Here is a 15,368-nt window from a genome sequence, read left to right on the forward strand (position 1 = left end):
TCATCTGGAGGACCCCGAATAGCCGGTGAATCACGCCTAGAATATAAAGTAGTGTTAATATAACAACAACACTCTCTAGGAAAGACGCTAGAGCATCTGAAACGACTATTCGCTTACTACTACTTTACTGGTTCACCTAGTTATATAATATACGCGAGTCGTCACCGCTGAGTGAGTACCCGTCCTGCTCTATCGGATACTCCGTAAACCATCGAGTACCGTCCCTGACCCGACCGAAACACTACCCGCCACCCATTCGACCCATATCATTTGAACAGTGGTGTGTGTGTCCTCCCAAGACACCAGCCACAGCGGACCGTGCAATTCACCCCAACGAGCCATCTCGGGACGCTTGTCGACTGATTACATTTGAACAGTGGTGTATAATGGCCGTATCATTTGAACGTCGGTGTGGTCACATCCCCGAACCACTGAGCGACAGCATCCACTGGTTTAACGGGACTCTTCGTGGTAAGGGCAAGAGCTAAGTCGATTTCATTTGAACACCGGTCTCATGACGGACAGCGTCTCCGAGGGCGAGTTCAACACCCTCGGTGACTACGCCGACGAGCACGGCGTTGCTACGCCACAACAGCGGCCCGAACGGGATGATCCGCTATCGGTGCTCGACGAGGAGGACCCGATATTCCGTGATGAGTCGATCCTTCGGATCGAGCATATCCCCGATGCCGGGAAGATCGTCGGCCGCAACCGACAAATCGAGGCGATCGCTCAACGGATGAAGCCGGCCCAGCAGGGGAACTCCGGGAAAGGTACCATTGTCCTCGGGAAAAGCGGCTCCGGGAAAACACTCGTCACGCGCTACGTGAGTCGCGAGGTCCAGGGACGGGCAGCTGACAACGACGTCCGTGTCGGCCGCGCGGTTGTTGACTGCCGCCAGCGCCGCTCGGAGACGCAAGCCGTGATCGATATCGCGAACCAGCTCAACGATCCGCAGGCAACCGACATCTCGATCCCGCTGAAGGGGATCGCAACCGGCGATTACTATGATCGGCTGTGGCGAATCGTCGACGAGCTGTACGACGCCATTATCATTATCCTCGACGAGCTCGACCGACTTTCACCACAAGAGGAGATGGGGTCGGCCACACGCCACCAGGACGCCGATGACTCCCAACTGTTGTATGAACTTTCGCGAGCAGGCGAAATGGAAAACATCGATGCCGGATTGACGATCTTCGGAATCTCGAATGACCTCAAATACGGCGATCGGCTTGATACGCGCGTCGAGTCGTCGTTCGCCCCCGAGGAAGAGGTCTTCCCGTCCTACGACGCGAACCAACTTCGTGATATCCTCGAGAAACGACGTGATGCATTCCACGACGATGTGCTCACTGATGACGTGATCCCGCTCGCGTCTGCGTTCTCGGCTCAGGACCACGGCGACGCCCGCCGAGCGATCGACTTCCTGCGGCTAGCCGGCGAGATAGCTCGAGATACCGGTGCTGATCAAGTAACCGAGAACCACGTCCGGGCCGCCAACGATGATACGGATGTCTCTCGGATCCAGGATCTTATCGATGGCACACCGACGCAGGTCCAAATCGCGCTCACGGCGCTTGCTGCGCTGAGCGAGGTGACGAACGACAACGTGACCGAGTTCAAAGCCGGCGAGGTCCACTCTGTCTACAAACTCTTCGCGAACGATATCGATGCAGAGGCACACACACAACGATACGTCACCGACCTGTTGCGTGAGTATGACACGATGAAACTCCTCTCGATGGAACGAACTGGCGACGGCTACGCGAGTGGGAATGCACTCTGGCTCGAACTTCTTGATGATCCCTCCCTCATCCTCCGGTCGGTCGGGGCTGAATCCCGGCTTCGCGAGCTTCGATTTGATGCTGAGATGCGCCAGGCTGTTCTACAGCGGTTGTCGCGGTAGCCACGCGTCAGACACACCACTGTTCAAATGAAATCTCGTCGGTGTCGGGTCTCACAAGTAGATTGGATCCCTCCATTAAGCTATCCTAGGACCACCATGGACACCGGTGTTCAAATGAAATTCTAAAGTTGTGATTCCATTATTTCGAAGATTGAGACGACAATCTCTGGGAGTGTCGCAGGGATCAATACCCGAACGCGCGCAACGCTCGTCTCCACTTTCACGAACCACTTTCGGGTGCTAAAATCTCATATCTTTACCTTCCTTCGCTCCACCCACTCAATGTCTATTCGACAACCTTTGAGGCGATTGAACAGCGCATTGAGTCGCTTTGGTAATCGGCGACCGTCGCAACCGGTTCGGTGAATTCGTTTTGTTCGTTTCGCGTAACGAATACAACGATCTCGTTTTTCAGAATTAGGCTGCTGCTCAGTTAACCAACATCCCACGATTCTTGATGGCTGGTTGTTGGTTAAGAACGTGGACGCCGACGAGATTCTTGTGCGACCACGTTGATGTTGCTTCCCTCCGAACTCCTCGATATGTGTGGCCGAAACTCGCTCTTCATCGACCAGGCTGACCTCGAGGCTCGCTTCGATGCCCAGATTGTCGCGGACGGCGGGTATTCACCTCGATACAATATCGCGCCTGGCGACGATCTACACATCATCACGAACGAGGCTTCCGACGAGATCGATGCCTACCACTGGGGGCTGATTCCGTTCTGGGCGGATGAGCCCAAGGAGGGTATCATCAACGCCCGCTCCGAGACTGTCGACGAGAAGAGCGCGTTCAAGCGGGCGTGGGAATCTCGCCCCTGTCTGGTCCCCTCGTCGGGGTTCTACGAGTGGAAAGCGCCGAACGGCGGAACGAAACAGCCCTACAGGATTCACTGCGAAGACGACCCCGCATTTGCGATGGCTGGCCTCTGGGACGTTTGGGAGGGTGATGACGAGACGATCTCGTGCGTCACGATTCTCACGACGGAGCCGAACGACCTGATGAGCTCCATCCACGACCGGATGCCGGTCGTCCTCCCGCAGGACGCGGAATCTAACTGGCTCGCCGCAGACCGGGACACTCGCAGGGAACTGTGTCAGGCGTACCCGAAGGATGATCTTGACGCCTACGAGATTTCGCCGCGAGTCAACAACCCCGGCAACGACGATCCGCAGGTCATCGAGCCGCTGGACAACGAGCAATCGGGCCTCGGCGAGTTCAGTTCCTGATCGGTGGCGGCATCACGGTTACTGCATCGGCGACGCAGCTGTCGAATCGACGAGCGAGTACTCTCGATCCCGACTCGTCCCCTCCGCCTCGAGGAGGTTGTACTGGTCATTTTCGAGAGATGGGTTCGGACAGTACGATTCGTTCGAGGGTCATCGACCTTGTCTATGTAGCGGTCGTGAATCTCGCTGGGTCCGTGCGGCCTATGGTTGTGAACGATAACATAGACGACCCGTTAGTGAGGGGTGAGCGAATCGAGGCTCTTCTGGATGGCAATTGGGTGGCTGATTTCCTACTGCTCTTCCGAGGTGGTGTCTGAGCCGTCTAAAAGTGGCTGATCCTGTAATCGACCAGCGGGATAGTATCTCCCCTCGTCTTTGCTATAGAGGTAGGTCTGGATCGGTCTGAGTGTGTTTGATTTTCGCCCGAAGAGAAAGGCGAGCCCTATCGGGCCAGCTATGAAGAGATGAATGGTCGATGTTTTTGGCAGTTCTTTGACCGCATCTCGTACCTTGGTTCGGAAAACATCTGCAGCATGGGTTGCCTGTGCCGGGGACAGTTCCACATCAGGCCCGTCTTCCGGTGTCAATCTGAGAATACCGTTGAAATCCGGAAGGTCGTTATGCATCTGGTCTATCTCCGGTTGCACATCGGCAGCGATGTTGACGAGCACTGCCAGTTCCGATCCGTGATTCGGTTGTCGCTGGAGATCTCCTTCTAACCCGCTTTCCTCTTCGTCGATATCGAGTGTCCATTCTGTCATCCCGGCAGGGCCGGTGGGTTGCATCCACGTTGCTTGGATACGACGTGTGGTTGGAAGACAGTAACCGGCCGCGAAAGCAGCGGGAAGATGCGTTCGGCCACGAAAGCGGAGGGGGCGGCCCGATGCGTTTTGAATGAGACAGTCCGTTACCGTGGTTAACGCCGGGAGTAGACGCTGGTTCCATACTTCTTGGGATGGTGGACCATGTTCGAAAGATCTTGACCAGTCAATAGCAATCGCTGGATCGATGTCGTGAGCCGGCGATTCGTAGGTGTCCAGTGAGCATTCGAGAGGCTCACCGTCCGGTAAATACCCATCTATCCGTTCGATCCGCTCTGATATGACGGCCTGGACGATATCTGTAGCTTTGTCAGACGTGGCCGCCTCTAAGGGGAGCATTTTCCAGGCGGAAAAGTCGTGGAGGATCGGTGCCTCGTTGAGTATCGATTTGGCTTCTCCAACGCTGATATCGGGACATGGCACAACGACCACGAAAAACTCGTCATCGTTATCCCACCGACTATTGAACCCCGGCAACTCGTCGTTGAGAATGATGTCAGAGTCAGCTACGCCCTCACTAACGAGCGCAATTCCACTGGCTGTTTCCGGGTTCTCCAACTGGTCGATGATTTCATCTCTGAGTGGCTCCGGCTTCAAATCGAAGATATCCCGCCAAATCGGCACCCCGTGCCGCTCCAGTTCCGTTTGCAGGAAGTTGGCGACGTCCGTCTGTTCGTGCTTATAGCTGAGAAATACACGGCCAGTTGGATCAGTCATATATCGTCACCGACGTTGAGAGTTGAAGCAGCATCTGGGCTGTCAATCCGTTCTAACTGCTCGTATTCCTTACTATCGTGGAATAGATAGGCGTTAATCGAGAACTGGTCCTCTTCGTCCTGACCAACGATGAAGAGTAGCGGATGCGGACAGTCGTAGCCGTCGTCGTTGGCGATTTCATTCATCGCAGTTCGATCGTCCCGACTGATATCGGGTGAAGCGCCGGGATGGTAGTGCCATTCACCGAGATAGTCGATACCGATGCTCTCCCTGGCATCTTTGAGCCACTCCTCGACTTTGTCGGTTCCTCGGAGGAATCGAGTTGGTTCTTGAATGGAGTCCCGCGGTGGGTCTCGGGCATTAACCACCAGTGCTGGTCCATCGAGACGGTCGGTACCAGCCAGAATACCGCCCGTTTCACATGGATGTTCCTTTCGGCAGCGATCATACATCGCTTCAAGACACGTGGCCGGAATCTGTACGGTGATTGGCGATTCCGGCGCTCGCCATATTGTTCCGTCCTGGAAGGGAGGTGTGGCCTGTGAAATAGTCGGCAGCTCGCCGTCACTCCCGGTCTCGAGTACGGTGAAGTGATTCTCGCGCAGACTCAATGCCGTCGCCTGATCAAGAAGCCGTGTCACTGTCCCAGCCCACGTCATCACCCGGTCCGTTCGGATAACTGATGCTGGGTGCCAGCAGCCCACTCGTTCGGGGATGGCATCCTCGTCTTCGTCCCATTCGATCTGTTCTTGCAACCGCCAAGGATCAAACGCTTCGTTGTAATCGCTGTACGGAAAGGTATGTGAGTAAGCTCTGAAGCAGAACAACCGGTTCGCTCGCCGACCCATCGCAGCGGAGCAAAACACGACCGGGTGATTCCATCTAATCGCATCCAGGGCGCGACGAACTCCCCGTGACGCGGTACAGTCAATTACTACCTCCGCTTCTCTAATTGGCTCCGGCAACTCACCGCTCGGTGGAAAGGCGCTATCCACATCAAGGACCTGGGCGTACGGTGCAATGGATTCGAGCCGGTCCGCGATTGCTGTCGCCTTGTTTCGTCCCACCTCATCGATTGTTAGTGTGTGGCGAGCCATGTTGCCGATCTCATACGTGTCGTTGTCGACGATGGTAAGTTGCTGACAGCCGGCTCGAACAAGGTTCTCGGCAACCATACTGCCGAGCGCTCCCGCTCCGATGAGCACGATGTTGCGATCCAGAAACCACTCTGTCATATGCCCGCGTCTGGTGAGCTGCTCATGCGACCAGTTGTCCGAGTCCAGCCACCGAATCTGTTCCTCTCCGGCTTCCCGCCGTTCGGCTATCTCAGGCCCCTTTCCAGTATCTCGAAATCCGCCGGAGAGGTCATTCGGATCTTTGAACTCCTTTATCTCGATTGGTTGCCAATAGATGATCTCGGGGTCGCCGTCAACCGTTGCTGGGATGGGGAATCCAATTAGAAGGACCTTGACCGGCTCATCGTCCAAGACGGGCTTGATATTCGCCCTTAGTTCGTACGGGTCGGTCTCGGTACCCTCGAAAAATACGTCTAACTGTTCCCACGTCTCCGGGGCCTCCCACGGGGGTTCAATCGGCATCTCTTCTAACAGTGCCCACGCTCCGGAAACAGAGTCATCAGGATTCGAATCGATGTATTCGCCCCATTGTGGCTGATAGACGACTTCATCGTCGCTATTTTTGAACGTACCAGTCGCGTAAGTCTCTTCAGCAGTTGGCAACGAGCGGAGATTGACTGTCCCCCACTGTCCATACTCCGTCCTCCAGTCTGAGAACGACTCCTGCGTCTCGTTGAATGCGATGGTCGTGGCCGAAGCCGAGTTCGTATCAAAGGCCGGGATTTCAAACGGTTCGTCTGATTCCCGGAGTTCCCCTTTCGCAGCATTACTTAACCACCGCAATGCTCGGTCCATATGCCAACAGAGTCGATCACGGCTTGTGCTGGGTTCGCCGGTGGCTCCCGTTTGACTGAGGGTGTGCCCATACCGAGCAACACAGACATCGCCTCTTCGCCACGGAGTATCGTCGCTCCCAGCAACGTTCAGCTTCTGGTGGGGAAATGTGGCGGTAATGGTGTTCTCTTCTTGATCCGCAGGGTAGATCCCAATTGAACCGGCAGGGTACGTATCCCGTAGATGGAGATACCAGTCTGTCTCGCGTGGCACGTCCGGATGGGGTTCTAAGTCGTCTGGAGAAAGCCTGATCTTGACAATCCACCGTCCGTTGCTATCGTCTCGATATGGGTCTTTGAGGACGGTGACTCCATCCCGTTCGGCAATGGCTGCGACGGCTTCTGTAATTTCGTGGGGTGGCATTTATTACGTCAGCTGTCCGCCTCGGCGAACTGGTGGTCCGATGGATCCTCTACCTGTGAGGACGACCCTACTGACATGGCTTTCTCCCCTCCATCGTCAGAATCGTCGTCACTTCCGAATGGAGGGAATTTCTCGCCGAAGAGCTGGTACCAGTAATCCCTCGATGTTTCTTTGTCCTCCTCATCCAGTGCTGTCCGCGCGAGCTCTGCGGCATCCTCTGCCTCATCGTAGAACGCCGCGAAATCTTTCCCGTCGATTTGTTTTAGGACGTCATTCTCGGAGGTTCTCGGGAGACCGTGAGCAGGCAGGGTAGGGGTTTCCTCAGTCATTGCTTCGGTCTTGAACTTCCGTGTAAGTTCTTCGAGCGTCCTTGTCACGCCCTCGGCGACGCTGTTGATATCATCAGGACAGCACTGGCCAACGATGTGCTCGAGGGGATAGCTCGTCGGGCCCTCAACGTCGGAAGTCTTCGTTCGCCGCCACCATTTGATGGCCTTGACGACGTTCACGTAGTGACCATCCGTGATATCGTTCTTATTTACAGTGAAGACGATAGTCGCGAGGGGATGGGTATTCTCCCACTCATTCTCATCTCGATGTGGGATCTTGAGCGGTTCGTCCTTCCACTCGTCGTCGCCATCTGCCGAGATATTGAGGGCCTCTGCCACCGTCGAAAGGTCGTCCGGAGTCAGGGCTGTTCCCACGTCCAGTGAACCCAGTGATTTGACGGCTTCACGTGTTGCCTCGCTGGGTGCCGCTGTCAAGACGAGATCGATTTCTACCTTCTCTTCCTCGATCTTGTAGGAGTGGGCATTCGGTTCCCACTGCCCCTCATAGTGTTCTTTCAGGAACGGTTCGCATTTCTCCAGCGCTACGTCGGTATCAAGGTCACTGCTGAGATCAGAGACAAAGACGACGTCAACGTCGGATTTCTCGTCTTCTTGCGGTCTGAGTGCCGTCCACCGACGGTAGCTCCCCTGTAGAAAGTCTGCAACGTAGAACTCGTCGATATCGTCGTCAGTCTGCAAGTGATCGCGGAGGGTTTCGTGACCCTCCTTGTAGGCATCATTGTGTTCGTCCTGCGGGCGGATGTCTGACAGGAAGGTTTTGAATAGTGTGGGAAGTGTGGTCATGGTGTATCGATGTTCTGGAACGTTTTAAGTGGTTGTTGCAGCAGGCGGTGACTCAATGATTGCGTATTCTCGATCCCGGCTCGTGCCCTTGGCCTCGAGGAGGTTGTACTGGGCCATCTTCGAGAGATAGGACCGGACTGTCCGTTTCGTCCGTGGGTCGTCGACGTCCTCGGAGTAGCGCTCATGAATCTCGCTCGGTCCGACCGGGCCGTGCTCGCGGACGATGTCGTAGACGACGCGCTGGTGGGGCGTGAGTGAATCGAGGCTCTTCTGCTTGATTTGGGCCCGAGCATCCTCGGCGGCGTCCAGGAGAATGTCGTCGGTGATGCGCTCGTGGTTCTCGCGATCAGCCTTACCGGCGGCCGTTCGGAGGATGCCGATTGCGAGGCGGGCGTCGCCGGCGGCCGCATCGGCGATTCGATAGAGTTGGTCGTCGGTGATGACGTCTTCGTCGAGGCCCCATTTCGCCCGCGCACTCAGAATGTCGTACAGCTGCTCGTCGTGGTACTTGTCCATCCGGACGTGCTCGCTGGAGCGCAGCCGGCTCACGAGCCGGTCGTCGACGCGGCCGAACAGCTCTTCTTCCTTATTCGCAATGCAGATGATCGCGAACTGCGGGAGGCTGTGAAGGTCGTAGATGACGCTGGGGTCTTCGAGCTGGTCGACCTCGTCGAGGATGACGACCGTACGCGGCCCGTCGTGCTGCTGGAGGCGGTCGACGAGTTCGTCGTGGGGCGTCGACTGCCGGTGAATGTCGATGGTGGCGCCGAGGTCGTCGAGGATCTGGTAGAGCGTCCGAAATCGGGTGTAGTTGCGCCAGCAGTTGACGTAGATGGCCTCGACGTCGAGGACCTCCTCACGCAGGCGTTCAGTGACAAATTTCGAGATGCAGGTTTTGCCGGTGCCGCTGGGTCCGGTGACGATGGCTGTGTCGGCTGGTTCGCCGTTTGTGATGGGCTCGAGGACGCTAGAGAGGTGGTTGACTTCGGCGTCGCGATGCTCAACTTCCCGAGGGACGAACCCGGCGCGGAGAACACGAGCATCGCGGATCATTGTGTTAGTAAGTGACTGGTTCTGCGTCAGGCCATAAATACGTGACCGGGTTGTTTCCGGAAAGCAAATTTCACCAATTGGCCATCGGTTGAATACCCGGTCTCTTTGTGGTGATTTGGAAGGATTCTGTCGTGGTGGCTTTTCGGAAGTTCACGGAAACACGAACCTTCCTGAATAGCAAATATCCCCTTGGGTTTAAATATCCAAATTGCGATGTATCGCCTGTGACACCCAACGAAAACGACCCTGTCACCAACGTGCCGACCGTCGAGGTACAAAGCCCCACCGGAAGCCTTGACGTGAATGGCCTTATCAAATCAAACGGGGAAGACGATCCGTTTGCTGGCCTGTTCGAGGATACTACTGGAGGCTCCGATACGACATCCGTTCCAACCACAAACCAACAAAACACCGATGTCGTCGATCTCGGAAAAGACCTCCTCGCCGGATATGCCGACTGGAAAGGTGGACAAGTTGATCATGATCCACACGACGATCCACTTCGTTACCTTTGGCACGACGCCCCTGAACTCATTATCGCTGCTGCTGTGGCAGGCTATTTCACATACAAGGGCGCTCAAGGACTTGGTGGCCTAGTTTCATCTGGTTCAACAACAGATGAGACCGGCACGTCGACGCAGCCGCGTCTCCCTCTGGAAGATCGGCCGTATCGGGTGTTTGTGAGTCACTCGTGGAAGTACTCCGAACAGCGTGAACGTATTGAGGAGTTCCTCGATGATGAAAATCGGCTGGACTGGCAGAACTTCAGTGTCCCAGAGGACGATCCGATGGAGTTTGAAGATAAGAATGATCTTCGTCAGCAGCTCTATCAGCAGGTTGGGCAGGCAAATGTGGTCGTCGTCGTCGCTGGGATGTACGTCTCGCACAGCGAGTGGATCGAGGAGGAGATTGAGATGGCAGACCATTTCGAGAAACCTATTATCGGTGTGCGACCGAACGGGAACGAGCGACTTCCAGCTGTGGTAAAGGAGGAAGCCGATGAGATTGTCGGTTGGCGGCAGAAGTCTATCGTGAACGCCATCGCGAAGCATGCATGATTCACCCTTGGTCGAGTATGGCCCAAGACAGAGGGATGGCAGTACACGATCTTCACCCAGAGCCAGAGCGTGATAAGACGCTCATCAATCAGTACAGGCACTACGCAGAAAGCGCAATGGCGACCGAACAGCGTTTGGATCTGAACTGTTTCTACGGCCCCCTATTCTCAGGATGGCGCAAAACATCATTCGCCGCCACCTTAGCGGAATATGTCTGAATCAACTGACGAAACCCTTGGCGAGAGCGAGCCGAATAATACAAATCTTGACAAAAATACAGAGGACAAAGACACGCCTGAAACAGAGCCGGAACACCCCGAAGAGGTTACTGGGGGGGACCCGGCCGAATCGGTCGAGCCCGATGCCGTAGAGAATGGGCCGTTAACGAATCTGAACGACGAAGAGACGGACCGCTTGATGGATCAATACATCCACTATGGGGAGGTGGCAATCGAGACTGCGAATCAGCGGGTTCAAATGAACCGATTTTTCGGCTTAATTTTGACGTCGATACTAGCCGGACTCTTCGCTCTCGCCCGAGGAAATTTGACGACTACTAGTGCTGCAATCGTTCTATTCGCCTCTGGATTTGGAAGTCTAATCTGTTACTTTTGGTATCAGAGTTTACAGTCGTATCGCCGGCTGAACAAGGCCCGATATGCTATTCTCAACCAAATCGAATCTGCCCTTCCTGTCCGAATGTATCTTGATGAATGGCGATACCTCAAACGGGAAAAGCCCGATCCGGAAATCGTTGAGCCGCGACCTGATGAAGACCCAGATCACCGCTCGCATACCATTGTCGAACAGTGGTTTGTCCGTCTCCTCGCCGCTGGATATCTTACTGTCGGAGGATACGCGGGCGGGTTCGTTCTAACTCCTTTGCTCACGAGTGCAGGCTATTCCCTGCCGTCTCCGACCATAGTCGGGCTAATAATCGGTGCAACCGTTATGGCTGGTTCGATAGGGATATTTTGGATTCGGAGCTGATGACACCTACTATGAAACGATTCGATATTGGAGACACGGTCCGAATCGATATCCCGGACGAGACAGATCCAGATCACGAGCGCCTCCATGGACGTCGAGGAACAGTCGTTGAGATCATCTCAGACGATGCGGGAGCTGTGACTGATGATCAACGAGAGGGCTATCTTTTTCGGGTTGAAATCGCTAATGGTGACACCGTTGACGTCCGCTGGCGGGATCTTCGGCCAGTTTGATTGACTATTGTCTGGTGCCACCTCTGTAGGGAGGTCACTAAACACTAAGTTCGCGTACTGAATACATCTCGGCATTACGATGCTCTCACTTCCTCCGCTTGTCGATAACGCCAACAGAACACTAGAAGACGCTTACAAACGGATTATTCCCCAGATCGAGGAAGGCCGTATCGCAACTGGCTACTTTTATCTCTCAGGATTCGACCTCTACCGAGAAGACCTTGAAAACCTGGCTGACCCTGAAGAACTCGGCCACGCTCCGCTTCGGATCTTGATGGGTCGTCAGACGAACAGGGGAACTGCTGACGAAATCGGTGAGGGACAGAATCTCAAAGAGGAACTTAAAAGAGAGGTAAGAGAAAGCATCTCGGAGCTGAATAACGCCCAGATCGGGCGACTAGACCGGCTACGAGACTTTATCGCCGAAGGCGAGGTGAGCGTCCGTGTGCGAAATCCTGAAAACGGTTACTTCCACGCAAAGGGTGCATCATTTCGAGCGCCACTCGAAGATGACGAAGATTGGGGACACGACGAGCATGAAGACACCCGCCCATGTGCTACAGTTGTCGGCTCCTCGAACTTTACTAAGAGCGGCCACCAGAACAACATCGAGCTGAACCTCACGAGTCAGGATCGACACAAGGCCGAAGCGTTCGAGGAGTGGTACGATAACCAGTGGGCCAACGCCGAGGAGTTTAGTGAGGAGATCATCCGAATCATCGAGAACAGCGAGGAGTACCAGGACTGGAAGGAACAGCAGGAGGACGAGTCCAACAAGAAGACGTCATCCGAGGAGTTGGGCACGTATCTCGAACCGTTCGAGCTCTACAAGCTGCTCGCTTACGACGAACTGAGTGGGAACGTCAACATTCGTGACAGCCCACTGTACTACTTCCAGAAGCTCGGGTACGAGAGTGCAAAGGAGAAGCTCTCCCAGTTCAACGGGTGCATCGTCTCCGACTCGGTTGGCCTGGGGAAATCATTTATTGGCGGTGAACTCCTCCACGACTATCGCCAACGAGGTGACCACTGTCTCCTCATTGTCCCGGCCAACCTGACTGACCAGTGGGAAGACCTACTCCAGAACGACATTGACGAAGACGGCAATCCGTACTTCGGGTTAGAGGTAGACGGCACGCACCTTGACGTGATGAGTATCAGCAAGTTCCAGAATCTCTCCTACGACGAGGTGCAGGACCTCAAAGACGAGTTCGACGTCCTGCTTATCGACGAGGCTCACCGGTTCCGGAACTACGGGAAATGGCGACCGAATCCGGACCACGATGACGACTACAAGGGGACGCGACGACACGCGAATCTCAGGCAACTCCGCGGAAAGACGATGATTATGCTGACCGCGACCCCGATCAATAACAGCGCTACCGACCTAAAGAACCTCATCAGCTTGTTCACCAGCCCGGAGGAACTTCGGAACAAGGCGTCACTCGACTTTGATGCGTTCGACGAATATATCGAACTCTCGGAGACGCGAAAACGCATCGCATCCGGGAAAGAGGAGGTCGGCGACGACGAACAGCAAGAAACCACCGAGCAGCTACAGCGACACTCCTCTGAGATTTCGAATATCCTGAACGAAGTGATGGTTCTCCGGACGCGCAAGCACGTCAAAGATCAGATTCAGGACAGCGAAGACTTCGAGATGAGCTTCAAGCCGCCGAAACTCAACAAGCAACAGTACTCCCTGCCGGCGGCCTACCAGCCAATATATCGGATGCTTCCCGACGTGATGGACGCCCTCCACCTTCCTCACATCACAGTCAAAAACCCGAAAGCAGGGAGCACGCTGAAAGCCCTCTACAAGCTGAACCTCCTCAAACGGCTCGAGTCCTCAACGTACGCGTTCGTCCAGTCGATCGAGACGCTACATCAGAGCGAACGCCAGCTTCTCGGCCTTCTTGGTGAACTTCCCGAGGACGAAGACATCGATATGCTCCGAACTGTTCGGGAAGGGGATGACTCTGAACTCGGTGACTTTGTCGAAGGAGCCGACGCTGCTGAAGATCTCGAACAAACACTCGAAGAATTCGGTTTCGATACCACTGCCATTCAGGCGGAGGGTGGAGCTGATACCGATGGAGATGAACTGGCAGACGCCACCATCGGCGAGGTGAAGACGTACATCAGGGAGGACCTCACCCTTCTCTCGTATTTCCTCTCGCAGTTCATCGGTGATGTCGCCCGTGATGCGGGTGATGTGAGCGATTATGCGGTCTCCACGCGCCAATGGCTCGCTGACCACGACGCTGGTGTCCTCCCAGATATCCCTGAAGAAGAAACGAATCCCATTCTCTACCCGAATAGTGACCTGAGTGAAGTCGACCCCGCCACACGCGACTTTTACGAGGCCGTCTTTTCACTCCGCGAGTTCCGCGACCCAAAGATCGACCGACTTGCAGATGTCCTTACTAATCACGATCAGAAGGTGCTCATCTTCACGCAGTATCGGGCAACTGCAGACTACGTCTATCGGACCCTCTGTGACAACGCGGACTCACCACTCACAGAGGCGAACAGTGCCGTCGTCAAGGGTGGTGACGAGAATAAGCAGGACATCATTCAACGCTTTGCCCCCGAGGCGTCAGGCTATCAGCAAACGCTCGCCGAGTCGGGGGACTCAGAACTACAGTATGTCGTGGCCACTGACACGCTGAGTGAAGGGGTTAATCTTCAGGACGTTCATGTGGTGGTCAATTACGACTTGCCGTGGAACCCGATGCGGATTGTCCAGCGTGTCGGGCGGGTCGACCGGATCGGGAGTACCGCCGAGAAACACGTTCACAATTTCTACCCCGACGGCGACATCGAGGCGGCCATTAAGCTCCTGAAACGGCTTCAAGCAAAAATCAACGATATCGCGCTCATCGTCGGGAAAGAGAACAACATCCTCGATCCGAACGAAGACCAGATTCTGGAAAAGACAGGTGTGGACACGGAAAAGACGATCGGGGAATTACAGGTAGACGAAATCGAGGACTCCCTCCAGAAGTCCCGTGAAATTGACGACGTGAATGAACTCGACGACACGAGCAAGAATCCACTTCTCCGCAACGCTGGGAGTAATGAGCACGCTGCGTTCGAACGGTACCTTCTAAAGCGAGAACTGAACGAGGATTATGACCTGACTGCGGAAGACTTCGAGTACGCTGAGGACTTCTTCGATGACCCGCCCGAAGAACGGGAATTCCTCTACACGAATGTAACTGACCACGATGCCGGCCCCCGGCCTGGCGTGTTCGCCCTTGCTCACCTCTGGTTCGACGATGATGACCACGAATCTCCGCTTGGACGCGTCCGTCGTGCTTTCTACTACAAGCCCTTTGCCGACGAAGTCAAAGAGCGGCCCGTGAGTACGCTCAACATCGACCCGTCAGTTGACGGCGAACCGATTACCGGAAATCCAGATACGGTATTGTCGAACCGTGAGGAGATTCAAGCAGTGCTTGACGAGCGTCTTGAGGTGATTCGAGAAGGCCAGGTTGAGGGGGCTTTCAAACAGGGAGAGGCTTTCTCGAAGGAACAGGAGACGATCCTCGATTTCATCAGTCGCTACGTTCAGCCGAATTTCGGCGATGAGCCGGCTCCTGTCGAAGAGTTCGAAACGCTAGGAGAATGGGCTAACGACATCGAAGAGCGGTTGCAGGGGGTAAAACTGGCCAACACCGATGAAGACCGAATTCTACGCGAGATCTTCCGCCAGAACGAGCAGTACGACTCCTTCCCAGAGTGGCCGACCGTGGAGTTCCTCAGTCAGCTTGAGGAGTTCTTGGAAGAGAACGTCGAAACCTCCACTGAGTACCAGACAAAACTGATGGGGGAGAGTGATGTGCAAGCAAAGCTCGTATGCTGGGGGGTTGTCGGACAGTGATGCGGG

General features: G+C 55.1%; 10 protein-coding genes and 1 pseudogene. 6 read left to right on the forward strand and 5 right to left on the reverse strand.

Translation table 11 applies throughout. The annotated features are described in order from the left end of the window. Positions 1-514: 514 nt before the first annotated feature. A complete protein-coding gene (locus K6T36_RS16305) occupies positions 515-1,909 on the forward strand; it encodes a Cdc6/Cdc18 family protein (protein WP_222608976.1) in 1,395 nt (464 codons plus the stop codon). Between the two features lie 542 nt (positions 1,910-2,451). Continuing rightward, positions 2,452-3,138, forward strand: coding sequence for an SOS response-associated peptidase (locus tag K6T36_RS16310; protein ID WP_222923680.1), 687 nt, complete (start codon positions 2,452-2,454; stop codon positions 3,136-3,138). Between the two features lie 18 nt (positions 3,139-3,156). On the opposite strand, the pseudogene K6T36_RS16315 reads toward K6T36_RS16310, so the two are convergent. The 5 genes and pseudogenes from K6T36_RS16315 to K6T36_RS16335 form a co-directional block, all read right to left on the reverse strand. Continuing rightward, positions 3,157-3,404 (reverse strand): annotated as a pseudogene (locus K6T36_RS16315) (AAA family ATPase); the annotation flags it as partial. A gap of 24 nt (positions 3,405-3,428) precedes the next feature. Then, entirely contained in the window at positions 3,429-4,676 is a 1,248-nt protein-coding gene (locus K6T36_RS16320; RefSeq protein WP_222923547.1) for an SAVED domain-containing protein, read from the reverse strand. Further along, positions 4,673-7,009 carry a ThiF family adenylyltransferase gene (locus K6T36_RS16325; RefSeq protein ID WP_225935244.1) on the reverse strand — a complete coding sequence of 779 codons (2,337 nt, stop codon included), beginning with the start codon at positions 7,007-7,009 and terminating at the stop codon, positions 4,673-4,675. Before K6T36_RS16325 ends, K6T36_RS16320 begins: the two co-directional genes overlap by 4 nt. An 8-nt stretch (positions 7,010-7,017) precedes the next feature. Further along, the gene (locus tag K6T36_RS16330; protein ID WP_222923548.1) at positions 7,018-8,142 is read right to left on the reverse strand and encodes an SMODS domain-containing nucleotidyltransferase; all 1,125 of its coding nucleotides are present in this window, start codon (positions 8,140-8,142) and stop codon (positions 7,018-7,020) included. A 24-nt stretch (positions 8,143-8,166) separates the two neighbouring features. Further along, positions 8,167-9,195 (reverse strand): Cdc6/Cdc18 family protein, encoded by a 1,029-nt coding sequence (locus K6T36_RS16335; protein WP_222923549.1) that lies wholly within the window; start codon positions 9,193-9,195, stop codon positions 8,167-8,169. A gap of 224 nt (positions 9,196-9,419) precedes the next feature. Between K6T36_RS16335 and K6T36_RS18985 the strand changes: the two genes are divergently transcribed. The 4 genes from K6T36_RS18985 to K6T36_RS16350 all read left to right on the forward strand — a co-directional run bounded on the left by K6T36_RS18985 (position 9,420) and on the right by K6T36_RS16350 (position 15,362). Next, positions 9,420-10,253, forward strand: coding sequence for a TIR domain-containing protein (locus K6T36_RS18985; RefSeq protein ID WP_225935245.1), 834 nt, complete (start codon positions 9,420-9,422; stop codon positions 10,251-10,253). A gap of 210 nt (positions 10,254-10,463) precedes the next feature. Next, complete coding sequence (locus tag K6T36_RS16345; RefSeq protein ID WP_222923550.1) at positions 10,464-11,243, forward strand: RipA family octameric membrane protein; 780 nt, start codon at positions 10,464-10,466, stop codon at positions 11,241-11,243. Positions 11,244-11,254: 11 nt separating this feature from the next. Beyond that, complete coding sequence (locus K6T36_RS18990) at positions 11,255-11,476, forward strand: DUF8139 family protein (RefSeq protein WP_225935246.1); 222 nt, start codon at positions 11,255-11,257, stop codon at positions 11,474-11,476. Positions 11,477-11,555: 79 nt separating this feature from the next. Further along, a complete protein-coding gene (locus tag K6T36_RS16350; RefSeq protein WP_222923551.1) occupies positions 11,556-15,362 on the forward strand; it encodes a helicase-related protein in 3,807 nt (1,268 codons plus the stop codon). Positions 15,363-15,368: the final 6 nt, after the last annotated feature.

The organism is Halobaculum roseum (assembly GCF_019880245.1).
In the GTDB taxonomy this organism is placed as follows: domain Archaea; phylum Halobacteriota; class Halobacteria; order Halobacteriales; family Haloferacaceae; genus Halobaculum; species Halobaculum roseum.

Bases quoted from the DNA above. Each gene is read 5' to 3' on its own strand.
- K6T36_RS16305 (WP_222608976.1), top strand. From the start codon at position 515: ATGACGGACAGCGTCTCCGAGGGCGAGTTCAACACCCTCGGTGACTAC.
- K6T36_RS16310 (WP_222923680.1), top strand. From the start codon at position 2,452: ATGTGTGGCCGAAACTCGCTCTTCATCGACCAGGCTGACCTCGAGGCT.
- K6T36_RS16320 (WP_222923547.1), bottom strand. From the start codon at position 4,676: ATGACTGATCCAACTGGCCGTGTATTTCTCAGCTATAAGCACGAACAG.
- K6T36_RS16325 (WP_225935244.1), bottom strand. From the start codon at position 7,009: ATGCCACCCCACGAAATTACAGAAGCCGTCGCAGCCATTGCCGAACGG.
- K6T36_RS16330 (WP_222923548.1), bottom strand. From the start codon at position 8,142: ATGACCACACTTCCCACACTATTCAAAACCTTCCTGTCAGACATCCGC.
- K6T36_RS16335 (WP_222923549.1), bottom strand. From the start codon at position 9,195: ATGATCCGCGATGCTCGTGTTCTCCGCGCCGGGTTCGTCCCTCGGGAA.
- K6T36_RS16345 (WP_222923550.1), top strand. From the start codon at position 10,464: ATGTCTGAATCAACTGACGAAACCCTTGGCGAGAGCGAGCCGAATAAT.
- K6T36_RS18990 (WP_225935246.1), top strand. From the start codon at position 11,255: ATGAAACGATTCGATATTGGAGACACGGTCCGAATCGATATCCCGGAC.
- K6T36_RS16350 (WP_222923551.1), top strand. From the start codon at position 11,556: ATGCTCTCACTTCCTCCGCTTGTCGATAACGCCAACAGAACACTAGAA.